This window comes from Enterococcus gallinarum (assembly GCF_021496385.1).
Classification (GTDB): domain Bacteria; phylum Bacillota; class Bacilli; order Lactobacillales; family Enterococcaceae; genus Enterococcus_D; species Enterococcus_D gallinarum.
Map to the genome: position 1 here is coordinate 3,283,955 of NZ_CP050816.1, position 22,164 is coordinate 3,306,118.

Genomic DNA, 22,164 nt, shown 5'->3' on the forward strand with positions numbered 1-22,164 from the left:
AAAACTATTTTTAGTTTTTTCCCAGACACTTCTTTTGTGTTTAGAGTCTCTTGATATACCAGTCATACGCATTTTCATATAGAATTCGTTTCAATTCATGCTCAGTAAATGCATTTGCCATCTTCTGAATGTCTTTTTCAGAGAATACCTTATCTGGGTCTACTCTTGTAGAGGGTAAATCTGTGCCAAACATTAAGCAGTTTTCATTGATTTGATGAATTTTTTTGAGTGGCTCTATAGGATCAAAATCCAAGCGTCCGAAACCTGATGCTTTAATTTTCACACCGGCTTCTGCTAACTCATACAAATGTTTCAAAGAAGATTTTCTTAAACCTACATGATCAATTGACAATCGAGGTATTGACAATAATTGAGGTTTAATCAATTCAAGCTCATCCGGATTAATCTGTATTTCTACATGCCACCCTACTAACTCATATAAGCGATTAGCAATATCAACCAGTTGATCTACTGAGGTAGCATTTCCTCGGAAGATATTGAATCTCGCTCCAGTTACACCAAGCTCATTCAGGGTTAACACTTGTTTATAATTGATATCTGGAGGTAAATTAATTACACCAACAAAATCTGATTTTCCATCCTGCTCTTTAATTTTTTTAATTACGTCTAAATATTTTGTATCCAATCCCTGAAACGAGCCAGAGATAATCGCACCTCCTTCAATATCCAAACCCATTTTTCTAGTTTTTTCATCATAATCAGAATAAGTAAATTCGTCTGGTTTAAATCCGTTATTCTCTTGAATAAGGTATTTATAATCAATTATATGAAAATGTGCATCAAAAACTTTCACTTAATAGTTCCTCCCGACTTATAGAAAAGTAAATGTAATACTGGCTAATAACAGAATAATTGCAGCACCCACGCGAGTAGATACGGATGAATAACTCATTAAACTTAATCGATTAGCCGCACCTAAAATTGCTAAATCACCGGCTCCTCCCATATCTGTCATACAGAGTCCCGCTGTCATCGCACTTTCAATAAAATAGAATCCAACAAAATTTCCAAAGAATCCGGCAAAGATTGAGCCTCCTAAGACAATTGAAAATACGATAGCTATTGTCTCAAAATTTAATACTGATACTAAATTTGAAACGTCAATCAAAGACATACCTACACCTGTCATCATAATCCAACCTAATCTACCACCAAAAACTTTTTGCAGTTTCATGCAACCATATCGTAATGGATCAGGTAAAAAACCAATTGCGTTTACAATAGCTACCAAAACAATTAGGTAACCAAAGGTATGAATGGGAACTCCTAAAATTGTTGGCAAAATTTTCGTTGAAAGTATAGTAGCAGTCATAAATAGACTTGCTACAACAAAAAAACTCGCAATGATGTTTGTTGGAGACAGCTCATATTCCTCACCATCATCCTCATCAGCAATATTTTCTTTCGCGGATTTCATCAAAATTCCATTACTAGTCATTCTAGGAATTTTTTTACCTATGAAATCATATACAACAGCTAGTAGAATAGCTATTAGGTTGCCCATTGTAATTACAGAGACTGCGTGAGATAAAAACTGTGTCGCATCACTGCCAGTAATTTCAGAATAAATTTGTGACATAGGTATTGCACCAGCAGCAATCCCTCCTCCTAGCATAGGAAAAACATAGCTAGTTAGTATTTCTAATGGATGTCTTCCAAACAGGAGCCCAATTAAAATACCAAAAATAGAGGAACCAACTATACAAGAAATAATCGCAGGAATATACAATCCTAAAGATTTAAAAATCTGAGTTCGTTCAATTCCCAGAATCGAGCCAACAACGATAACGCTTACAAACAGAGTTAAAAAATTATAATCCGACATAAAACCATTCACATTCTCAGAAAATGTTGTAGGTAATAACTTTGCACCTGACAAAATACACATTGTAATTAAGCAAAATGTTGCTCCTCCACCTAAATACTTGTTCCAAAATGGCATTTTTTCACCAATTTCTCCTAATAGGATCCCAAAAGTTAAAAGAATTGCAGTTGCTCCAATTAATTGGACTGGCACATTATCCCATAAAAAACCAGAAAGAATGACAGGTATAGCCAAGGGTATAAAAATTTTAGGCGAAATATCATAAAATGAAATAACTGTTCCTATTCTACTTTTTTTTGCTCCTGTTAATAGTTTTTCTTCCATTAGAGTATTTTTCTCCATCCTTTTTATATTCAATTACCGGTATTGTTTATTTATCATCTCAAGAAAGCGATTTCTTTAAAATGTGCAACAATCCATTAAAACTCTACGAAGATATCTTAATATTGTAAAGGTTTACAAAGACAATGATACACTCTTCTGCTATCTTCATACTGCTAGGTAGTAAATTAGAATATTGTAATTGACGAACTATTCTAAGCGAAAAGAAAAATAGAAGCATTGATCTAAAATGGCATTTATGAAAAATGAATTTAAGATCTTACCCATTTAAGAAGTAAGCCAGCTAAATCTGCTAGAATTTTTAATCCAAGTGCAACAAAAAAGTCACAGTCGCTCCCTGTTATAATGGTGTTAACTAATAATAACTATCAAGAGGAGTTTACCTATGACTTTATAATGCACACTTACTGTACGAGAGAAAAGATATTTTTATACCATAGTTTGGGACTTTCCATTCGTAGAATTGAACGTTTGATAAAAAAGCTCCTTCAATTGTAATGAGGGAGATTAAGAGGAATACTTCAAAATTCAAATCCTATGCGTCTTCTTTAGCGAAAAAATCTTATCGGAAAAATAAGCGAAAAGGTTGAAGAAAAATAATTCTAGATCAATCCCCTTATTATAATGAGATAATCCGGAAACTACTTTTATGAAAATCAATGAAAAAACAACCAATTGATACGGAGTACCTGCCAAAGCGTTAGGATATGAATTCTGTAAAAAAAAATATTGAGTCCACCATTTATAAACTAAACGATAGACCCAAAAACGCTAAAATGGAAAACATCGCACGAGGTATTCTACAAATAGTCATCAACGTTAACCTGAGAAGGAGAACTCTAATAATAGGATTTTCTGGAAATCAAACAAATTTTGGTCTATAAAGTCCAAACGAGAATTGCTTGATTAAACGTGAGTATTTTTCTTTTGAGAATTGAGCACTGTTAGCCAGTATCGAATAGCTATTCCCCTCTTCGGAAATTCTTAATTGTGTATCAAAATATTCATTTTTTTGGTAGAAATGCAATCTTTTTAGTCTCTGCTCATAGTTATCAAATTTTTTGTCCACTGTTTCAATATTTAACGCAATATTATGTGAAGGAGAATTTTCTTTTATCCATGCAAGTATTTTACTACCATATCCTTCAGATCGAAGGCTTGGATCAGTCGCTAAATATAACACGAAGCTCTGTTCTTCGTCTTGAAATATGTACGAAAATCCTAAAAACTTAGAAGCATCAAAAAAGGCAAGGAAATAGATCTTCTTCCGCATACTAAACAAATTTATTAACCACACTGGTAGTCTTTCGTCTTCTGGAAAAGAAGAATGATAAATACTGATAATCTCATTATACTCTTTCAGTTCTTTAGTTACTTTCTTTGTATGTAACATTATCTCAGCCCCAATTCTTATATTTGAAAGTTGTTTTTATTTCATATTACTACGTATTTTTTCAGAAATCATCACCACTTCAGTTGCCAAATCGATTGGTTTGTATGTAGAATCTATGCATTCATCCCAATACTCTAAATGTTTTTTATCAATCCAACTTTCAGAATTCTCAACAGGAATTCCACCTTCTCCTTGTATTGAATACCAGTACAAAAATTCTTCCCCGTTGAGCTGTTCTCTAAAGATTGTCTCAACAAACATTTTTTCATTTTCCAATGTGAGTAATGTTTCTTCCATATGCTCATTTAAGAACGACATCCATTCATCAACTATAGCCGTTTTTCCTACTTTTACTTTAAATCTTGTCAGTTCTTTCTGAAGCATGAAATCCATTCCTTTCATCGTCATATTACTAGTATATCACTATTTATAGCTTATATTTTTGCTCTTAAAGTAGGCACAAGACAAAAATAAGCAACTACTACTTCGAGCAATTAATGGTATATAATATTCTTAAGAACTAGAATTGTTTGTAAATAGCTTGAATGTTAAAATGCGTTGCTTGTAGCAACGAGAAACTCCTCATACAATATTGTTAGAAAATAAAAAAAGGAGGACAGATTTAATGTTACATGAAAATATAAAGGCAATCAGAAAATCAAAAGGGCTTTCACAACAAGAACTAGCTATTAAACTGAATGTAGTAAGGCAAACAATCTCTAAATGGGAACAAGGATTGTCAGTTCCTGATTCAGATATGCTTATTTCCCTGTCGGAAATACTAGAAACCCCTGTCAGCACTTTACTTGGAGAAAAGGTTTTTGAAACTAAAGGTGATGACTTAAAAGTAATTTCAGAAAAATTAGAGGTAATAAATTTACAACTTGCACAAAGGAAGAGAACTAAGCAAAAAATTATTCAAGGATTACTTATTACACTCTTTGCTGTTATAGTAATAATTTCAGTGAGCTTAATTGTATTTAAAAGTTCCTATTTAGATTGGAATTACAATGACCCTGAAACTGCTGTTCTAGGAGTAAGTCTTCATGCATTTGAATGGCTATTTGTTAGATTCGCACCACTTATTCTTATTGGAGCAGTTGCTGGGATTTACTATATACGAAAGAAAGTGTAAGACTACGTTACATTGGAAATATAAGTTAAACTTTTTATCTATAATTTCCTATTCAAAACACAGATAGTTAATCTATATGGTTAACTGCTTTGTTCCTGCCTACGTTAATTATATTTCTATTGACCATGTAATAGCTTATGCATCCTGATTGAAATATTAATTGCTGGAATTGCCGTTCTCCCTTACAACCTTATAATGATTATCGCAGTGACTAGTATCATAATACTAGTCACTTTTTTACCGTTACTTCTATATTCGTTATAAACAATTTATATACCATCAAGGGATACATTTATGGACTTGAAAAAACGAGAATTTGAAGCAGATACTACTATTAGTATTCCCAACAAGGAGAAGGATTTCTGCCGTCCTAGTCAGCCAAATGATTGGTATGATGTCATTGCTACGAAATATAATCTGAAACGGATTACACTTCATGAATTTAGAAAGACACACGTTTCTCTTTGCGCAATGGCGAATATGAATTTAGAAGACATTATGTATCGTGTCGGTCATAAAGATTCTAAAATTACCCGTCAAGTTTATAACTACTTCTACCCCGAACGGGAAGAACGAAGTGCAGATCAATTCGCTCAATTCATTGAAAAGGTAAAATATCTCTTTTAATCTTTTTTGTAGTTAGTTTTGTAGTTAGTAGACTTTTTGAAAAAACAAAAACGCCAGAAACGCTTATATATAAACGTTTCTAGCGATAAAAATCGAATTACCCTACACTGCCTTCCAATGACTCTTTTGGGAATCAAAGGAAAGGAATAGGCTTTATATAGATATTTCATTTAACAAATTGCCATAGACTGACAGTATATATTATCAGGTACTACCATAGAGAACGTAGCCAATATCGTATCCAAAACAGCAGGTAGAGAAGTTATTTGAGGATTCAAGTTATTCTTATTCACTCATGAAGTTAAGTTCATTAACGAAAATAAAGGATAGTTCATATCTCTATAATTCATCAATAAACTTTATCACTCTATTGATAATAATTTCTAATGAGTGGTTTTTCAATTGTATTTTAGTTGAGTGCATGCTTTTGATAGCAAAATTATTAGTATAGACGAAAATTCTTCGAACAACAAACTTCTTATATTACATACAAAGCACTCATAAAGTTACTAAATAAAGAATCAATTTTGAATCCTATTTAGAAATCTAGACCTTACTTGCCTTTTATTACTCCCCCACGGCATTTTTTTCTCTAATGGATAAGTTAAGTAGCACTCTCTCTTGGCTCTTGTTAAAGCAACAAACATATTATTTAGTTCCTCTTTTTCTTGTTCAGAAGTTTTTACTCTATAATCAGGGAAAGTGCCCTCTACCATTCCGATTATAAAGACTACCTCAAATTCTAAACCTTTAGACATATGCACGGTTAAGAATGAAACCCCGGAGCCATTGTTGAAGTCTAATTTGCCCAGAGATACTTGATTTCTAAAATACGCTAAACTTCTATCTCCTCTTACAGATTGTTTAGCATACTTTTTCCAACGTTTCTCCCATAAGTCTATATCATTTTGAATTAAAAACTTAAACTCTTCACTAAAATCCCCATCATCAATGGCTTTTTTTATTACATTTAGCGCTTTTATAAAATCTTCTTGATTACTTGATAATATATTCCAAGCCTTAATTATAGCACCAAAAACCAGTTTATCTACCTCGGGAGAGTTAACTTCACTATTTGTCAATAAATCGTCTAAAAAATTCATTTCCGTATTATCACGTGAAAGATATTTATTTAATTGTCTGTAATGTAAATCATCATGTGTATTTATTAATATTCTTAAACCAAGCTCGAATATCTTCATTTCAACGGTTTCACATTCTGAGTTAGAATTTGATCCTCCAAAAGAAAATTCTATTTTATTATCAACAAATTCTTCTTCAAGTTTTGAAAATAAATATCTATTTCTTCCTATAATCGCGATATCTTCCAAAGCTATTTCATTTTCAACCCATTCACTGCCATTCTCTAACAGATTTTGAATTTTAAGCCTGATCCAATTGGCTTCTTCAATTTCATTTTCAAAAGATAAAATTTGAAGTTCTCCCTCTAATGGATAAACGGACATTGATTTTGAATCTGGCTGTATTCTATTAGCCGCTTCTATAATTTTGGATGTTGATCTAAAATTTTCTTCTAAACAAAACGTTTTAGGATTATAATCATTGACAAATAATTTAGTCATGATCCTACTATCTGATCCATTGAACCCGTATATTGATTGTGCTGAATCTCCAACCATCATCAGATTTTCAAAGTTAGCAGTTAATGCTCTTATTATCCTATATTGTGTATTATTTAAATCTTGTGCTTCGTCAATTAGTATATATCTGTACAGCCTAGTATAGTTTTTCGGTACTGACGGAATATCTAATAAAATTCTATAAGAGTAGTATAAAATATCATTAAAATCGATCATTCTATTAGACTTTAATAAATTATTATATGTTTCGAAAATATCACGAAAATTATCATTGCTAGTAAGATATTCTGGGTACAAAAAATTTTTCTTATGCTCTTCAATGTTTCTTAATTCTTCGCGTAGTACTCTATCTTCTGGAAGCGACATCTTTGAATTAAGATGTGCCCTTCTTAACATTTCAATCTTATCATTTATATTCTCAATGACTGCTAAATTAGGATCAAGTCCAATCTCAGCACCTCTATTTAGAACTAAATCTAAACAGAAACTATGGATGGTTTCTACTTTTACTCTTTCATGGCTTTCTACATCAATTTGAGTTTTTACTCTCTCTGATATTTCTTCAGCAGCTTTATTGCTAAAGGTTAAAGCTAATACTTTACCTTTCTTCAACTTTAAAATGTTTGCAATTCTGTGTGTTAAAACTCTTGTCTTTCCACTACCCGGTCCTGCAGTTACTAGTAAAGGACCATCTATATAATCGACAATTTTTTGCTGATCTACAGTTAGTTTCATGCTTGTTCCTCCCTAGATAATTTGAATAGTGGTTCAATTGATAAAGATTTTATTTTTGAAATCTCGTAAAATAATTCTTGAATAATTTGGGGTATTTTTGTTTTATCCTTGCGTTTAAGAATAACATCTCCTATTAAGGAGGAGTATTCTGTTTTGTGTGCTGACAGATACTCCAAAAGAGCTTCTTTAAAACCTTCATCACCATCATAATTTCTTGTAGGAGCATCAAAGATATTTTGTTTACATTCCGGGCACACTTGTTCCGTTGCTTGTCTCTTTCTCTTTTTACCGTTGTTATTCTGTATATACTTATCCAAGTAATTCTTTGTACCTTCTATTTTATCAATAACTTCCAGTAATTCTTCGGTATATCCATTGCTCACTAAGTATTTTTCGAAATCATTTTCTTCTGGTAAAAATTTGATTCTTTCATCAATAATATTGTCATCAGTATCTACTTCATAAATTTTCCCATAATGCTTTTTCAAATCTCGAACTACCTTTTTCTCGCCATCACTCAAAATGAATAACTCTATATCTAAATCCTTTGCCACTCTGAGAAATGGTTTATATTTTCCATAACCTCCAACACTTAATATATTGACTCCTAGTTCAAAAGGTTCACAACCAAAATATTCTTTAAAGAATAATGGTAGAACCTGATCTTCAGTTTCCCCCTCACATAGTATTAAAATATCAGCAAACAGCACATCCCCTCGAGTTTTAAATACTTCCTCCTTAATTTTCCTGATTTCATTTTTCTTCAAACTACCAGTTAAAATATGATTAGTATTTGAATGATCATATTTCTTATAGACATGAATAATTTCGTTAATATTGGCTTGAGACGCAATTATGGGCGAATGTGTACTAATTATCTTTTGTCCTTTGAGATTATTCATTTGTTTATAAATTTTTCTTTGTGCTTGAGGATGCAAATGAGCCTCTGGCTCTTCTAACAGTAAAATAGGGTGAAAAGCAATATCTTTATTTTCCATTTCAGAATTTTTCCATTTTATATATGCTGATAACGTTAAAAACGTAGCCCAACTTCTAGTACCCATTCCTTGGTTAGCAATTGAAAAAGACTCCGAGTTTTTATCTGTAAATCGAATTTCCATACCTTGGTTCAAGTCTTTAATTTTCCGGCTTACAGGATTTATTTGTATAGAGCTCTCTCCGGAATCTAAAACCTGGCTTATTTCATTTAGACTATTAGATAAGTGCTTCAGCACTTCACTATTTTCTACAATATTGTCATTAATTTCATTCAAATGCCTTTCCATTTCTTCTAAACTAGCTTCCGAAAGCTTAATATCTTTTACTAATTTTCCAAAATATGAAAATTTATCACTCATTTCAGATACAATATCTCTTTTTGCATCTAAATAGAACACAGGAAATGCCTCTATCAGATTTTTAGTAATTCTTTGGGTACTGAAATTTTCGAATGATTCAACTTCTTGGGAATCTGGCCAATCATTCATTCCTTTCTTTTCAATTTCATAATCACCCTTTAATCGATTGTATTTTATTGTAGTCCTCAAACCTATGTATTGATTATTATTTTTTTCAAAAATCAATTCACCAAATAAGTCAAACCATTTATCATCAAATTCTTCAGTATCTGAACCAATCAATACATCTAATATTATTACTTTATCTTTAGAAAGTATCTCATCCTTTTTCACAAAAATAATATCTCCATTAACTCTTTTATATTGGAGAAAGCAAAGTTCTAAAGCTTCTAGCAAAGAAGTCTTACCCACGTTATTAACTCCTAGTAAAAGATTCGATTCATTCAATTTAATATCAACGTTCTCGTAACACTTATAATTTCTAATTCTTAATTCTTCTATACAAACACCCATAAATAACACTCCTCGACAAATTTACTTGTGTAGCTACAAAACATTCACTATAATTTCTCTACCATTTTATCAATATTTTTTTATAACAGATATAGACATAACATAAATAATCTATTCCCAATGACTACAAGTAGTCATTGAAGCAAATCTTCATAAGACACCTGTAGAATATCTTTGATGGCTTTCAATTGATCCAATTTAATGTGTTGGCGGCCACCTTCAATCTTAACCAACGTTTCCCTAGTTATAGCAATTTTATGAAGCTGTAGGTCTCTAATCAGCTCGGTTTGACCAATTCCTTTTTCTAATCGGATTCGTCTAATATTGCTACCGATTACATTTTCTTTATCAATAATTTTTTCCTCTTTCAAGAATAGCACACCTTTCGGACTAAAATTAGTCCTTTTTCTTATTAATCTTAAAGATTCGGTATGCTACAATGGGACTAGTATTAGTCCACATTCAATTTTAAGGAGGAATTTTTTTGAAGAAATTTGCAATCATTCTAACTTGCGCTTTACTCATCGGAACTATAAGCGGGTGTACCACTTCTGACACAAGCTATACAAGTACGGAAACTAGTACAACAACCTCAGAAAAGAATTACCCAATACATTTTTTTCCGGTTCCAGATGGATTTGAAGCTTATTATCATGATAAAAAACTAGATGTTCCTTTATCAGAAACTGAATCTACTGAAAAGATTTTGCCAATTGAAATTGAAAGAAATCAAGACGATATAAAACTAAAAGCTGATCTTCCCTTACTGAACAGCACACAAATTGATAGACATGAAAATATTAAAGTTAATATTGAAAAAGGGGCATTAGCACAACTTTATACTGAAAAAGTTGAACAATTTTTTGAGGCTGGTGCCAATAAAAACTTTTCAAAAATAAGCGATTATTCGGATAACTTTTTTAATGAAACCCAAGATGAAATCATGAACTCAACTTTTATGGCTGAAGATATGTACAATATGACATTAAAAAAAATAAAAGCTTACGACCATCCGTTAAATCTGACACTAAATAATGGATTGCTTTCTTTTGTATTAGCAGGTTACGTTGACTATGAATATTCACCAGATTATTTGGAGAAACCTCTTCAACACGAGAACAATGATATTAATTTTAGATTTGTCTACGAGTCAAAAAGTAAAACATGGTTAGTTGATCAATTAAGCACGATAAACACAAGCTTCCATGAATTACCTAAACCTGAAAATGAAGCTGAGATGGTCATTAAAATCTTCTAAAAAAGAAGCGTTGAAGGAGAAATATTCCTTTCAACGCTCTTTTTTATATGCTTAGAAACATAAATAAATTGTATACTTTCTTTTTAGCCCCTATTACTTTTCACGAAAAATATCTTTTTTTCGACGCTAGCGTTTCTCTACTTCTAATACTGTACACAGTTTTTGTGTTATTGAAAAATTACTCATTATTTAGCATTAATCCACATCGTTTTATCAATCGACCTTCATACTAAACTACTTTAAAGTCATCTTCCTTCTCGTTTTTCATTAAATCAGATACATAAGCCCATGTACCCGTTCGTTGTAAATAAAGTTCTTCTTGTAGCAGCTCCCACTTTCTCTTAGAAATCATAATGACGCCATCGTTCAATCCATTTTTAGAATCCCTAGTAATTTCTATTTCAGAATTTGAATGAACTACTTCTTGCAACACTTTACCTATATTTTTTTTGAAGTTTGTTGGAGTAATAGTATCCAAAATGAACACCTCTCTTCTCTATACCTCTATTATGAAGCGCCCATCAAATAAAGCAAGCGTTGAGGAATAATTCTTTCAACGCTTGCTTTATTAAGCTTTCATTTTATAGTTTAACTAATACCAATAATCTGATCTCTAAACGATCGAAAAACTTCTTGTGGTTGATAATAATCTGTATCTATTTCAAATGTTTCTGAGAATAATTCATTGAATTTTTCTACTGAAATGATAATGTTACCATCTTCCTCTTGACTGTTTTTTATTATTTCTGCTTCTAATTCAAATAAATCTAGTGACGAACTAAAATCATAAATCCTGTCATATTGAACAAAAAAATCAAGAAAAAGTTGCTCAAACTCTTCCTTATTTATCACTAGTGTTTCAAGCGGAACAACTTTATTTTCATCAGCCATTCTTCCAATTTCCTCACTTTCATTTTCAATAATCACAAAAATGACATTAACTTAAAAACCACTAACAAAATAAGACTTACAAATTAAAGGGTAATCCAACAAAATAACCATTCGCTCTACGTACTACGATTTGGTATTCCTGCCTTTCACTAGGTAATTCATAATAGTAATTTATTGTTTCTGATTTACCATTTTCAATATACTCTGGATTATCCAATATCATAGCATACTCATAAAGTTCTTCACCATTCTTATTTTCAATCGACCATTGTTGCGGACGTATCGGATTTTCTGTATCATTTTTCATTGTATAGGTCACTTGTAATACACGATCATGCTGTGCAAATTCATTTCTTTTTTCGGTCAATTCAACCTTTTTAAAAATTAACTCAACCCCATCTGCCTGATAAGTTTCACCTATTTTTAAATCTTTTGTTACAATTTTTATCGGCTTTTCTTCTGGAAAATATCTGGCTTTAATTGTTATATAGCTTCCAAAAAGAATCAATCCTAGTAGCACTAAAAGAATCCCTTTAACTAGCCACTGAAACGGGAAATACACTTTAAACATCTTTCCCCTCCTCATTTTTGTATTTATTTTTTAGAGAACACGATAACTTTTGATCAATACCATTCAACTTTTTCATTATAATTGATTCTAGTTCTGAAATTGTTTGTTCAAGTTTAATGCTTTCAGGATCACTAACTTTTTTATTTGATTGACTAGCCAACATTGGCAAATTTGAAACCATCACACGAAACATATTTGCTTTCGTTCCAAGAGTTCCTTTATTCTTCTCATAAAAGCTGTCAAACAATTCTTTTGTTTCCTTTGAACAATATACTTTAATATACGGATCAGACATTCTTTTCCCTCTCCCTGTTTACTTAAAAATCCATATCATATTGATTTTGTTGTTTTTGATAATCAATTTCTCTTGCTGTTTTTTCATACTCTTTCCGAGCTTTTTCAATCGTACCATCATCAATTGCACGATTAAATAAATAAAGAACACGTTTTGTTTCTTGAATATAACGCTTCTTAAAATTACGTTCTAAAGTGGGTTCAGTATCATGAATGTTAGATTGGTTATAATCAGTTGATAAACTCTCTGAGATATCATAAACAACTTTTTTATACACCAAATCTACACATTTCTTCTTATACTTTAAAGGTTCCTCTTCCACTGCAAATCCAAAGAATTGGTCTTTATTCTCACCAAAAACATCTAATAAAATTTCTATTCTGTCCTCTATTTCAAATTTATATTTGTCATAAAATTCTTCATAATCTTTTGATGATCTAAGAAATGGTATATTCTCATTATCTAATTCAAAGCGTTGCGCCCGTTCTTGCCAATTAATTCTACTATCCGCTCTACCATTTAACGATTTACCAAGATGTCGAATAGCAATTTCAGTGAGTACCTCTTCAGATTGAATTTGCTCCGCTTTTTTATTTTCTGTGAACAAATCATCAAGATAATTCATATCATAGTTTTGCCCTAAACGCTTTCCGCCAATCTTTAAGATTAACCCACCTTCAGAATCTAAGAGTTTGTACCCAATACGCTGATTTTTGGCAAATCGATAGGTCTCAACAGAATGTTTTTTCTTCAATTCCGCATGAAAGTCATCATAATTTTTCGCATACTGAGCAACTTCAGAAACAGCTAGTTTTATTTTTTCTCGATTTGAAATCTTATTTTCAGTTCTAAATTCACGTTCTTTCCAATTTTCACGATCTGCAACTAAATGATTATACTTATACATATCAAGTGGGCTAATTCCATTATCAATAAGTATATTATCATTCCAGGCCTGCAAAACTCGAATATCATTCTTTCGAATATCCATTTTCTTTCCTGTTCGCTGATCGTTTGGTGAAATACCAAAGTGATTGTGAACATGCCCTTTGTCTGTGTGTGTGACGACCAAAATTGACTGGTTAGGAAACATTTTTTCTGCCCACTTAACACCCAACTCATGTGCTTTTTCAGCGGAAATATCTTCTAGTGGATCAAAGCTTTGTGTAAAATGCCAAAGCTTTATTTTCCCTTTATCACCAAAAATTTCATTGGTTCGTTTAAAATCCTCAATAGCATTTAAATCATTCGATACGCCAATTCCTGTCACGAGTTCAGAATCTTCTTGTTTATTTAACATATATGAAATTGTATTATGAATACTCCTACTTTTTGAAGCAATTTTTATAATCGAGCCCATAACTTATTCAACTCTTTTTCCAAGCGATTCAATGGATCACTTATTGATTTTATTTGTATCATTAAGTCATTTTTTTTAGCATATAGCCGCTTTAAGCGCTCTTGCTTAGTTGTAAAAGATAAGTAAACACTCTGATGTTCTTCTTTTTGTATCTCGGTATCTTTTTTATTTAACTGAACACGCAAATAATTTGCTGTTTTCACTAATTGATTCAAATTTCTTCCTATTGCTAGTAAATGAAAATTAATTTCTTTATATTGTCGATCGGTATATTTTAGACTTTTCCCTGCGTTGTCTACTGCGATTTTCTTCACGTACATTGGAACAGATAAACCAAAAATGTCTGCTGTTTTTTCTAGCTCTTGGTACTGATAATCGTCTACTCGAAACTTTATCGGCCTATTTTGTCGTCGACTATCTTCATTACGTTTATATCGCTTTCGCCTTTCTTCTAATGGTAGTTTACTGACATCAATTGCCATGCGCACTTCTCCTTTCCAATATTATTTTTAAGTTCAAAAGAAGCAAGCGAGGGGAAAGGGAACCCTTCCCCGCTTGTCGAGGGAGTAAACTCCCTACGAGCACCCTCATGCTCCGCATTTTATCGAGATTAGATAGTCGATAAATCAGCTACCTAACACTTTCTTCTTGCGTCTCTTCTCGATAGAAAATTCGATACGCTGTCTCTCCTTTTCTTCTCAAAAATTGTTGGAACTTCGTTTCCAACAATTGATCGCTTGCAAGAAATTCATGCACTAGGGTAAATTCGCTATTCGCGAAATTTACCGCCTTTTGCCATTTTTCTCGAGTACCTTTTTGATTAATCTCAAAAGTTTCTTCAAACTCTTTTACTGATGAAATTCCTGTTTTTTCATAGGCAAACTTTCCCAGTTCGGGATAAAGCTTTCTCTCCAACTCGGCGAGTTCTTTTTTCAAATCTGCAATTGATTTTTGTTTTTTCCTTGCCATTTTTCATGCTCCTTTTTGTATGTGACTAAGTTCATTCATAAGCTCATTTTTCATCTTTAATTCTTCTTGAATCATCAGTTCAATATAATTAGTGACCGTGATTTTTTCATTTGTTGCTTTCTTTACTGATTCACATAATTCGTCAAGTTCTAAGAAATCATGTGTACTAATCTGTAGAATTAATTGCATGAAAATCACCTCTTTATTTTTTAAGTAAACTATCGAAAAGTGGATTAGGATCATTAAGTGTATCTCTGAATAACTCGTTGTCTTCATAGGTAAATCTTCGTCTTGGTTTTGATCCCTTATCATTTTCACGGATTTCACTATCAATAATCACTGTTTCATGATTTGAATCAAATTTTTTCGCTGACTTTCTGTCTTCAACGATATTGATTTTTTGTGTTTTTTCTTTCATTTCTCCACTATCTTTTTGAGCGTTCTCCCGAACATCTACTGTTTTGAACCCTTGACTACTTGTAGAACTTTGTACATTTTCTCGGACATCTACTGTTTTTGGTTGACTTGCACTGCTACTTTGCACGTTCTCTCGGACATCCACTGATTTAAAGCCTTGACTACTTGTAGAATTTTGTACATTTTCTCGAACATCTACTGTTTTTGGTTGACTTGTACTGCTACTTTGCAGATTTTCTCGAACATCAATTGTCTTAGTACCTTGACCATTTGAAGAACTTTGTAAATTCTCTCTTACATCAACATTCCGTCCGACATGACCATTCAATGAACCTTGAATATTTTCTCGGACATCTACTGATCGGCCACCTTGACTACTTGTAGAATTTTGTACATTTTCTTTGACCAATTTTTCTAATCCGGTATTTGAATTTTTAGCTTCTTGGATTCTTTCTTTGGTCAACGCTTCTTTTTCGTCCATATTAGCGCCTGTACGCCCTTCTACACGTTTGCTTAACATTTCCTCACGATTCATTGCTTCAGGCGTGTATTTCGCTCCCTGTCGCTTCTGATTAATTAATTCTTCAGCAGACTTAGCTTGACCGTGCATAGCATTTTTACGTTCTTCAATATCTTGTTGAACTTTTTGCTGAATTGCACTTACAGGATTATTATTCGATTCAGCATTATTTTTCATTGCTTCACGCATACGTTCAGAACTAGACATAATTCTATCGGCATTTTCAACCTTAGCACCATCTTTTCTATCCGAAAGACGTGTTGGCATGGAATCAGCATATTTTCCAGTTTCATCTTCTTTATTTTTAGCTAACATAGGTTTGCTATTTTTATTAATAGCGGACACGGTACCATCATCTAAACCTTCTTTGAACTTATTCTTGGTACCATTAGCCATATCACGCATACTCTTAAATGGTTTTATTGCTCTTTCACTAGCCATTGTAGCTCCATCTGAAGCTAAACCTGATAATCCACGTTCATGGGCATATCCCAAAGCTCTTCCAGTTTTGCCAGCTTTTTTTGATAGAGTTTCGCCGAAATTCTTTTCTGGTTTTCGATCTTCTCCTTCTCCGCTGTCTGATCCATTTCCATTTCCGCTTCCTTTAGCACGATTAAATCCATTTGATCCTTTTCTAAACAGCATTGCGCCCATACCAAAAGCAGAAGCAAGTTGCCCATAACCTTCTTTGAGTCCAATATCAACACCAAAGTATCTCATGACTGTTCCACTGCCTTTGATTAAAACAAAAACGGCACAGATATAAGCAATTGTTTTTATAAAAATATTTGTTGAGATACCTTGTCCTGAGTTCAGAAAATTGATAAACATAGCAAACATGGATAGTCCAAATCCTTGAAAGCCTACAGTCAAATAGCACTGTAGAATATCTGATAGAACAACTTTTGAACGCTGTCCTGTTTCTAAGTCAGTAGCAAATACTAAAACTCCGAGTACACGTTTAAATGCTAACTCGAGTATTGCAGTAATAATCACAAAGGCGCTAAAAACATAGGCTATTGCTAAAGCTATCAGCCCAATTGAAATGCCCCATAGATTCGCTTGATAGCGATAATATCCCGATTTCAATCCATCTGTAAATGTAGATAAAAAGTTATCCTCAAATTTTGAAGCAACAAATTCATTATCGGAATTTTCAACTAATTCATAACGCAAATTATCAGCAGTTGCGTTTTCTTTTTCCATTTTTTCAAGTACATTATCTGTCAATACTTGTGTAAGATCCGTTTTCCAAAAATTTTTCTTTGTTAAATTGTTCCGATCATTCGTTTTATCAATCATTGAGTACTGATCTGTTTTATTGATATAAGCTAAATCTGTCACTCCCTGTTCAATCAGTGACCACGCCACACCTTCGTCTGAGTTTGTAATCGTAGTCGTATCATTATAAAAAGTTTTAGAAAACTCTATTCCACTGTGAATTAAAGTTGGCATTAAAAGAATCAACGCAATCGACATAACAACGTTCATTCCAACGGATTTCAAATCCAAATTCCCTTTGCCAATCACCATCTTATATCCGATAATCATCAGTGAAAGTATCATTAAACCAATAACAACTGTACTTAAGACCGATTGATAAACTTTATTCATTCCCGTATTTTCAATAAAGCTAAACAAATCTAACACTTCGGGAATCATATTTTGAATACCATCTGTGATTGCAAACATTGCTTTGATGACTCCCCAGCCTATCCACATGCCGAACTGTCCGTAAAAGTCTCCATTGAATTTTTTCAAGTACGGTTGATAAAGAGGATTATTCAAAAATTCAGTTTGACTTTCTGTGTCATCAAACCAATTGAAAATGCTTGCTTGAACAACATTACCGGTGAAAACAACGATAAACATTAAAACAAGTATGCTCAAAGCTAACCAGTGTATTTTTCTACTGGCAATCTTTTCTTTAACTATTTTCATTATTACCTCCCTCAGCCCATTTTTTGAGACTCTCCGAGAGCTTCTGAGCCATTTCTTGATTAATTATGATATGAGTTACACAATTGTCATTTTCAGCTCTTAAATCGAGAACCACGGTGTTAAAGCAGATACTCTCGATTAATTCGAGAGTATCTACATTTTGATCGAGACAGCAGATTTGGTCTATTAGACGATTTTCAATCATATAACACCTCTCTTGTTTGAGTAACAAAGTTATTATATGCTCTGGAACTTACAGTATTTTTGCAGTTATATAAAGTTGTAATCCAGTAAAGATTGAGATTGTGTATCTCATGATCAATTGCGTTAAATGAATCAATAGCAGATTCAATATCAAATTGATTGAGTTGTTCTACTTTTTCTATCACTTCATTTGCAGATTTTTCTTCTCTATTTATCCTGTATGTTTTGCTCTTTTCAGAGTATATTGATTGAATTATATTAACAATATCTTCAACAATTCTTTTGTAACAAGGATTGGATTTTAGCGCATTATATCCAATTTGATTCTTTATTTTTTGTCTCATAATTTCGACTTCCATGTCATCCGATAGATTGATAGATTGATCTTCCCTAATCTCACCTAAACTAACCTTACCTGACCTACTCTGATCTGAACTAACCTGACCTAATCTAACCTGGGCATGCCCATGGTCGTCCTTTGGTAGACCAACGGGATACCATTTTTCAATCAAATCATTTCGAAGCATTTCCGTTTGACCTGCTTTTAAAATTTTTTCAATACTAATTTGTTTTAATCTTGTAAAAAAGTCTGGATTACTATTTAATAATTTAAATCGATATATAGAGGGTGTATATCTTGTAGTTCTTAACGTTTGATTTTGCAGCCAATGGGGAAGAAATACTAATAAATCTTCATTCAGCATATAGAGAAATTCTTTAGCTAAAAGAATTTTCACGTCATCATCAGGGGTTCCAAGCATCCGTACATATGGATATGCTTCGACAATCCCATCATCGTCTGCGTTTACATTCAGATATACATATAATAATTTTGCTGAATCCGACATCTTCATAAAACTCGCATTATTTAAAAAAGTTTTTGACAACATACGTTTTTCTGCCATAAATTCCACACTTCCTCCTGTCAATGTTAAAATGTAGTCAAATAAAGTTTTCACAGAACTTTATTATTGAGTGTTCTTCCGGTCTGCAAACTGTAAGGAGCACTCTTTTTTTGTATATTCACCTTTTATTAAATCAAATAGAAAATAAATCTTGATTTCTTTTAAACTCAACTTTGCTTCTTCATCATCGTTCAAACAAACACTTCCTTTTTTTCATATCAAAAGCACACCACGCAACTTTTTTTATATTTCATATTCTTTGATAAATCTTGCTAACTCTTCTTTTCTGATAAATTGACAGTCTCCGATGATACTCACCTTTAAACCACGCTGATTAATGAATTTTTTTAGTGTACTTCTACTACAACTCAAATATTCACACGCTTCTCCAAGCCGGAAAATTTCTTTGCTTAAAGATGTCTCAATACGAACTTGATCAACAGCTTCCTTAGCAACTTGATAAAAATATTTACGTAATGATTGATCAAGATCTGGCGGTAGAATAACTTGTACACTCGATACATCCATGATGCCCACTCCTCATTCGTCTTTTTTCGTCTTCAAATCACTAAAAAAAATATCCACAATATCTAAATGAATTCCATCTTTATGAAATAGCTTTACGATTCTTTCTATTTCATAATCTTTAAACGGCACCCTTCCTTTCTCTTTGTTACGATACGTTAGTTCCGATATTTCTAATAACTCCGCAAGTTCTTTTTGTCTATATCCACAGAACCTGCGGTATTTTCTAACTGGAGAGTCCAACCTTACCACCTCGTCTTTTTTCGTCTTTACCAACGATAGAATAGCATTTATTTCATTGTCCGTCAATACTTACCCGTCGTTTTTCGTAGATTCCATTCCGTTTTTGTGTTACATTACTGTCGGAGGGATATAATATGAACCTTAATAAGACATCAGTAGGAAACCGTATTCGTTTAGTTCGTAAAGAACTCGGGCTTTCCATGAAAGAGTTCGGAAAAAAGATAACTCCTACCGCCGCAGATAGTATTGTTTCGCGTTGGGAGCGAGGGATTAGCTTACCTAATAACGACAGGCTAACTCAAATTGCTAAAATTGCTCATAAAGATATTAACTGGTTATTATGGGGAACTTTTAAAGAATTTATTTCATCATTGTTAGATAAAGAAGGATACACAAATTTTTTGAATGATTTTCCTGAAACAGTAGATACTATTTATAATGATTTAATGCCTATTTCGGAAAATTTACAGTTTCCTGATTACGAAAATTCTATTTTACGACTATTCAATAAGATATACTTACCTATATTCAATGATTACTGTCTAGACATTATTGAACTGGATTTGGAGGACTTTATAAATAAGAGACATTCCATCTCCTCTGACAAGTTTAAAAATAGGTTTTTATCCTCCTTTCATGAAGGAGTATCTAACAGCGGATATAAATACGGCGATACGGATTTAATTTATAAATATGGAATTGCATTACTTGAGAAATTTGACGATTCTTATAAATTAAATAATCCATATGAGTCAATAGATGCGTATTTTTCTGCCATGACTGTAAACACTGAAGATACCGAAAAACTTATATATACCATTTGTAAATCGCTTGGCATTCCATTCCAAAAAGGAAGCAATACCGCACAGATTCTTTCAAAAAACCACAATAATTTTTAATTCATTTTTTCTATCAAAAGCACGCCACGCAACTGATAGGAGGAAAAACAATGGCAACAATTAAGCAATATGAAAAGAAAGACGGAACCAAAGCTTGGCTATTTCAGACCTACCTTGGAATCAGTCCATTAACTGGTAAAGAAGTCCGTACTACACGTAGAAATTTTAAAACAAAAAAAGAAGCTCAAATCGAGCTTAATAGACTACTTGTAGACTTTGAAGAGAACGGACTTAAAAAGGAAACAAACGAAACTTTCAAAGAAGTGTATGATCTCTGGTATGAGAGCTATAAAACTACTGTAAAGGAAGTCACTCAATTAAAAATTGAGATTAAGTTTAATAAATGGATTCTTCCAAAATATGGGCAGTTTAGAATTAAAGAAATTACTACAAAACATGTTCAGAAGATATTGAATCAGTGGGCTAAAACAACAGATCAATATAAAGTCCTACATTCTACTGCAAGCCGTATTTTCAAATATGCAATGACTTTAGGGATAATTACTAAAAACCCCTGTGAACTTGTAATCATGCCCAATAGAAACGTTGAAAAAAAGAAAGATACTGTCAAAATTTATTCACGGGATCAACTAGAAAGTCTCTTCCAATACTTGGAATCAAAAAGAAGCACCTATAGAGCCGACTACGATAAAACGCTACTTCGCTTTCTATTTTTTAGTGGTTGTCGAATTAGCGAAGCTTTAGCTTTAGATTGGTCAGATATTGACTTTAATTCAAACACCGTCACTATAAACAAAACCTTAAGCCAAACAAAATATGGGTACAAAATTTCAAGTCCAAAAACGAGAAATAGCTATGGTTCTCTATCTTTAGACAATAAAACCATTAATTGGCTAAAGAAATGGCAAATCAATCAAAAAAGATATATGTTAACCCTTGGTATTACTGATCCAACAATGATTTTTTGTGGAATCTACAAGGAAATCATTACTAAACACGCTATTTATTCTCGTATGATAACAATCTGCAAGAATTCTGGTATTCCATTTCTAGGTAACCATGTAACCAGACACACTCATGCTAGTATGCTGTTAGAGTCAGGAGTCTCCATGAAGGAAGTTCAAGAACGCCTTAGACACTCATCAATCAAATTAACAATGGATACCTATGCTCATCTAACTAAAGAAACCAAAGAAAAAACCGTTGAAAAGCTTGCAGAGCACCTAAATTTCTAGCGGAACGTATTCAATCTCGTATTCAATTCAAAATACAAAAAAGCTGAACCCTTATCTACCAAGGGTTCAGCTACCATTTAAAGCTTATTCTTCTTCTTCAGCCATGAATGTGTTAAAGACTTCTTCGATCATGTCCCATTCAGCTTCTGTTTCAATTTGTTCTAATTCGCCTTCTGTACCATCTTCGTTTTCAACGTAGGCATAGGCTTGTAATTCGACATCTTCTTCTTCTGGTACTCCAGCTGGATAAAGCAACACGTAGTTGCGTCCAAATTCTTCTTGTCCATCTACTGTCAAAAGAATTTCGTATAATGTTTCATTGCCTTGATCATCGACCAATGTAATGTGTTCGTGACCTTCATGGTCGTGGTTGTGATCATGATTGTGATCATGCGTATGTTCTGACATATTTTTTCCTCT

The 22,164-nt window shown here is 32.7% G+C and carries 27 protein-coding genes and 1 pseudogene; 6 read left to right on the plus strand and 22 right to left on the minus strand.

Translation table 11 applies throughout. The features are described from left to right. Positions 1–40: 40 nt before the first annotated feature. From HED61_RS15825 to HED61_RS15845, 4 genes are all read right to left on the minus strand, one after another. A complete protein-coding gene (locus tag HED61_RS15825) occupies positions 41–814 on the minus strand; it encodes an amidohydrolase family protein (RefSeq protein WP_219645078.1) in 774 nt (257 codons plus the stop codon). An 18-nt stretch (positions 815–832) separates the two neighbouring features. Next, positions 833–2,170: a 2-hydroxycarboxylate transporter family protein gene (locus tag HED61_RS15830; RefSeq protein WP_219645077.1), complete on the minus strand. Its 1,338-nt coding sequence runs from the start codon at positions 2,168–2,170 to the stop codon at positions 833–835. Between the two features lie 880 nt (positions 2,171–3,050). Further along, on the minus strand, positions 3,051–3,581 hold the full coding sequence (locus HED61_RS15840; RefSeq protein ID WP_219645076.1) for a GNAT family N-acetyltransferase: 531 nt from the start codon (positions 3,579–3,581) through the stop codon (positions 3,051–3,053). Between the two features lie 36 nt (positions 3,582–3,617). Further along, positions 3,618–3,965, minus strand: a complete 348-nt coding sequence (locus tag HED61_RS15845) for a DUF6176 family protein (RefSeq protein WP_219645075.1) — start codon at positions 3,963–3,965, stop codon at positions 3,618–3,620. A 241-nt stretch (positions 3,966–4,206) separates the two neighbouring features. Here HED61_RS15845 and HED61_RS15850 point away from each other — a divergent pair, with 241 nt between their 5' ends. Continuing rightward, positions 4,207–4,716 (plus strand): helix-turn-helix domain-containing protein, encoded by a 510-nt coding sequence (locus tag HED61_RS15850; RefSeq protein WP_219645074.1) that lies wholly within the window; start codon positions 4,207–4,209, stop codon positions 4,714–4,716. A gap of 342 nt (positions 4,717–5,058) precedes the next feature. Further along, positions 5,059–5,343, plus strand: a pseudogene (locus HED61_RS15855) (site-specific integrase); the annotation flags it as partial. 521 nt (positions 5,344–5,864) lie between these two features. Here HED61_RS15855 and HED61_RS15860 read toward each other — a convergent pair. From HED61_RS15860 to HED61_RS15870, 3 genes are all read right to left on the minus strand, one after another. Further along, positions 5,865–7,679 carry an ATP-dependent helicase gene (locus HED61_RS15860; RefSeq protein WP_100970552.1) on the minus strand — a complete coding sequence of 605 codons (1,815 nt, stop codon included), beginning with the start codon at positions 7,677–7,679 and terminating at the stop codon, positions 5,865–5,867. Continuing rightward, on the minus strand, positions 7,676–9,550 hold the full coding sequence (locus HED61_RS15865) for an ATP-dependent nuclease (RefSeq protein ID WP_100970553.1): 1,875 nt from the start codon (positions 9,548–9,550) through the stop codon (positions 7,676–7,678). Before HED61_RS15865 ends, HED61_RS15860 begins: the two co-directional genes overlap by 4 nt. A 134-nt stretch (positions 9,551–9,684) precedes the next feature. Continuing rightward, complete coding sequence (locus HED61_RS15870) at positions 9,685–9,930, minus strand: helix-turn-helix domain-containing protein (RefSeq protein WP_025479813.1); 246 nt, start codon at positions 9,928–9,930, stop codon at positions 9,685–9,687. Between the two features lie 104 nt (positions 9,931–10,034). Here HED61_RS15870 and HED61_RS15875 point away from each other — a divergent pair, with 104 nt between their 5' ends. After that, positions 10,035–10,808: a hypothetical protein gene (locus tag HED61_RS15875; RefSeq protein ID WP_100970554.1), complete on the plus strand. Its 774-nt coding sequence runs from the start codon at positions 10,035–10,037 to the stop codon at positions 10,806–10,808. A gap of 229 nt (positions 10,809–11,037) precedes the next feature. Here the strand turns inward: HED61_RS15875 and HED61_RS15880 are convergent, their stop codons facing one another. The 14 genes from HED61_RS15880 to HED61_RS15940 all read right to left on the minus strand — a co-directional run bounded on the left by HED61_RS15880 (position 11,038) and on the right by HED61_RS15940 (position 19,649). Then, entirely contained in the window at positions 11,038–11,286 is a 249-nt protein-coding gene (locus HED61_RS15880) for a type II toxin-antitoxin system Phd/YefM family antitoxin (protein ID WP_002322861.1), read from the minus strand. 110 nt (positions 11,287–11,396) lie between these two features. Next, a complete protein-coding gene (locus tag HED61_RS15885) occupies positions 11,397–11,699 on the minus strand; it encodes a hypothetical protein (protein WP_048945431.1) in 303 nt (100 codons plus the stop codon). A gap of 76 nt (positions 11,700–11,775) precedes the next feature. Further along, complete coding sequence (locus HED61_RS15890) at positions 11,776–12,270, minus strand: hypothetical protein (RefSeq protein ID WP_100970555.1); 495 nt, start codon at positions 12,268–12,270, stop codon at positions 11,776–11,778. After that, positions 12,263–12,565, minus strand: a complete 303-nt coding sequence (locus HED61_RS15895) for a hypothetical protein (protein ID WP_100970556.1) — start codon at positions 12,563–12,565, stop codon at positions 12,263–12,265. The genes HED61_RS15890 and HED61_RS15895 overlap by 8 nt, the downstream gene beginning before the upstream one ends. 22 nt (positions 12,566–12,587) lie before the next feature. Then, positions 12,588–13,925: a relaxase/mobilization nuclease domain-containing protein gene (locus tag HED61_RS15900; RefSeq protein WP_219645073.1), complete on the minus strand. Its 1,338-nt coding sequence runs from the start codon at positions 13,923–13,925 to the stop codon at positions 12,588–12,590. Continuing rightward, positions 13,910–14,407 carry a plasmid mobilization protein gene (locus HED61_RS15905; RefSeq protein ID WP_002320996.1) on the minus strand — a complete coding sequence of 166 codons (498 nt, stop codon included), beginning with the start codon at positions 14,405–14,407 and terminating at the stop codon, positions 13,910–13,912. Before HED61_RS15905 ends, HED61_RS15900 begins: the two co-directional genes overlap by 16 nt. 148 nt (positions 14,408–14,555) lie before the next feature. Next, the gene (locus HED61_RS15910; protein WP_002320997.1) at positions 14,556–14,894 is read right to left on the minus strand and encodes a hypothetical protein; all 339 of its coding nucleotides are present in this window, start codon (positions 14,892–14,894) and stop codon (positions 14,556–14,558) included. A gap of 3 nt (positions 14,895–14,897) precedes the next feature. Then, positions 14,898–15,083, minus strand: a complete 186-nt coding sequence (locus tag HED61_RS15915) for a hypothetical protein (RefSeq protein ID WP_002340434.1) — start codon at positions 15,081–15,083, stop codon at positions 14,898–14,900. A 13-nt stretch (positions 15,084–15,096) separates the two neighbouring features. Next, complete coding sequence (locus tag HED61_RS15920; RefSeq protein ID WP_219645072.1) at positions 15,097–17,772, minus strand: pLS20_p028 family conjugation system transmembrane protein; 2,676 nt, start codon at positions 17,770–17,772, stop codon at positions 15,097–15,099. Then, a complete protein-coding gene (locus tag HED61_RS15925) occupies positions 17,759–17,977 on the minus strand; it encodes a hypothetical protein (protein ID WP_002321403.1) in 219 nt (72 codons plus the stop codon). Before HED61_RS15925 ends, HED61_RS15920 begins: the two co-directional genes overlap by 14 nt. Further along, positions 17,970–18,881: a DUF6017 domain-containing protein gene (locus HED61_RS15930; protein WP_211182504.1), complete on the minus strand. Its 912-nt coding sequence runs from the start codon at positions 18,879–18,881 to the stop codon at positions 17,970–17,972. The genes HED61_RS15925 and HED61_RS15930 overlap by 8 nt, the downstream gene beginning before the upstream one ends. Positions 18,882–18,944: 63 nt before the next feature. Further along, positions 18,945–19,076: a hypothetical protein gene (locus tag HED61_RS16945; protein WP_002321405.1), complete on the minus strand. Its 132-nt coding sequence runs from the start codon at positions 19,074–19,076 to the stop codon at positions 18,945–18,947. A gap of 48 nt (positions 19,077–19,124) precedes the next feature. Continuing rightward, entirely contained in the window at positions 19,125–19,409 is a 285-nt protein-coding gene (locus HED61_RS15935; RefSeq protein WP_002321406.1) for a helix-turn-helix domain-containing protein, read from the minus strand. 12 nt (positions 19,410–19,421) lie between these two features. Beyond that, on the minus strand, positions 19,422–19,649 hold the full coding sequence (locus tag HED61_RS15940; RefSeq protein ID WP_002340430.1) for a helix-turn-helix transcriptional regulator: 228 nt from the start codon (positions 19,647–19,649) through the stop codon (positions 19,422–19,424). Here HED61_RS15940 and HED61_RS17030 point away from each other — a divergent pair. Genes HED61_RS17030 through HED61_RS15950 form a run of 3 tightly spaced genes read left to right on the plus strand, consistent with a single transcriptional unit; the run spans position 19,552 to position 21,744 of the window. Beyond that, positions 19,552–19,782, plus strand: coding sequence for a P44/Msp2 family outer membrane protein (locus HED61_RS17030; protein ID WP_111230898.1), 231 nt, complete (start codon positions 19,552–19,554; stop codon positions 19,780–19,782). The two genes, HED61_RS15940 and HED61_RS17030, sit on opposite strands and share 98 nt — an antisense overlap. 1 nt (position 19,783) lies before the next feature. After that, positions 19,784–20,548, plus strand: coding sequence for a helix-turn-helix domain-containing protein (locus tag HED61_RS15945; RefSeq protein WP_002321408.1), 765 nt, complete (start codon positions 19,784–19,786; stop codon positions 20,546–20,548). Positions 20,549–20,598: 50 nt separating this feature from the next. After that, on the plus strand, positions 20,599–21,744 hold the full coding sequence (locus HED61_RS15950) for a site-specific integrase (protein ID WP_002321409.1): 1,146 nt from the start codon (positions 20,599–20,601) through the stop codon (positions 21,742–21,744). A gap of 84 nt (positions 21,745–21,828) precedes the next feature. On the opposite strand, the gene HED61_RS15955 is transcribed toward HED61_RS15950, so the two are convergent. Next, positions 21,829–22,152, minus strand: a complete 324-nt coding sequence (locus HED61_RS15955; RefSeq protein ID WP_021149327.1) for a DUF1292 domain-containing protein — start codon at positions 22,150–22,152, stop codon at positions 21,829–21,831. Between the last annotated feature and the right edge of the window lie 12 nt (positions 22,153–22,164).

Excerpts from the sequence above, each read along its gene's own strand:
- HED61_RS15930 (WP_211182504.1), bottom strand. The coding sequence starts at position 18,881 with ATGGCAGAAAAACGTATGTTGTCAAAAACTTTTTTAAATAATGCGAGT.
- HED61_RS15900 (WP_219645073.1), bottom strand. The coding sequence starts at position 13,925 with ATGGGCTCGATTATAAAAATTGCTTCAAAAAGTAGGAGTATTCATAAT.
- HED61_RS15885 (WP_048945431.1), bottom strand. The coding sequence starts at position 11,699 with ATGGCTGATGAAAATAAAGTTGTTCCGCTTGAAACACTAGTGATAAAT.
- HED61_RS15840 (WP_219645076.1), bottom strand. The coding sequence starts at position 3,581 with ATGTTACATACAAAGAAAGTAACTAAAGAACTGAAAGAGTATAATGAG.
- HED61_RS15920 (WP_219645072.1), bottom strand. The coding sequence starts at position 17,772 with ATGAAAATAGTTAAAGAAAAGATTGCCAGTAGAAAAATACACTGGTTA.
- HED61_RS15945 (WP_002321408.1), top strand. The coding sequence starts at position 19,784 with ATGAACCTTAATAAGACATCAGTAGGAAACCGTATTCGTTTAGTTCGT.
- HED61_RS15845 (WP_219645075.1), bottom strand. The coding sequence starts at position 3,965 with ATGCTTCAGAAAGAACTGACAAGATTTAAAGTAAAAGTAGGAAAAACG.
- HED61_RS15915 (WP_002340434.1), bottom strand. The coding sequence starts at position 15,083 with ATGCAATTAATTCTACAGATTAGTACACATGATTTCTTAGAACTTGAC.
- HED61_RS15865 (WP_100970553.1), bottom strand. The coding sequence starts at position 9,550 with ATGGGTGTTTGTATAGAAGAATTAAGAATTAGAAATTATAAGTGTTAC.
- HED61_RS15895 (WP_100970556.1), bottom strand. The coding sequence starts at position 12,565 with ATGTCTGATCCGTATATTAAAGTATATTGTTCAAAGGAAACAAAAGAA.
- HED61_RS15905 (WP_002320996.1), bottom strand. The coding sequence starts at position 14,407 with ATGGCAATTGATGTCAGTAAACTACCATTAGAAGAAAGGCGAAAGCGA.
- HED61_RS15830 (WP_219645077.1), bottom strand. The coding sequence starts at position 2,170 with ATGGAAGAAAAACTATTAACAGGAGCAAAAAAAAGTAGAATAGGAACA.
- HED61_RS15910 (WP_002320997.1), bottom strand. The coding sequence starts at position 14,894 with ATGGCAAGGAAAAAACAAAAATCAATTGCAGATTTGAAAAAAGAACTC.
- HED61_RS15890 (WP_100970555.1), bottom strand. The coding sequence starts at position 12,270 with ATGTTTAAAGTGTATTTCCCGTTTCAGTGGCTAGTTAAAGGGATTCTT.
- HED61_RS15860 (WP_100970552.1), bottom strand. The coding sequence starts at position 7,679 with ATGAAACTAACTGTAGATCAGCAAAAAATTGTCGATTATATAGATGGT.
- HED61_RS15850 (WP_219645074.1), top strand. The coding sequence starts at position 4,207 with ATGTTACATGAAAATATAAAGGCAATCAGAAAATCAAAAGGGCTTTCA.
- HED61_RS15935 (WP_002321406.1), bottom strand. The coding sequence starts at position 19,409 with ATGGATGTATCGAGTGTACAAGTTATTCTACCGCCAGATCTTGATCAA.
- HED61_RS15955 (WP_021149327.1), bottom strand. The coding sequence starts at position 22,152 with ATGTCAGAACATACGCATGATCACAATCATGATCACAACCACGACCAT.
- HED61_RS15950 (WP_002321409.1), top strand. The coding sequence starts at position 20,599 with ATGGCAACAATTAAGCAATATGAAAAGAAAGACGGAACCAAAGCTTGG.
- HED61_RS15925 (WP_002321403.1), bottom strand. The coding sequence starts at position 17,977 with ATGATTGAAAATCGTCTAATAGACCAAATCTGCTGTCTCGATCAAAAT.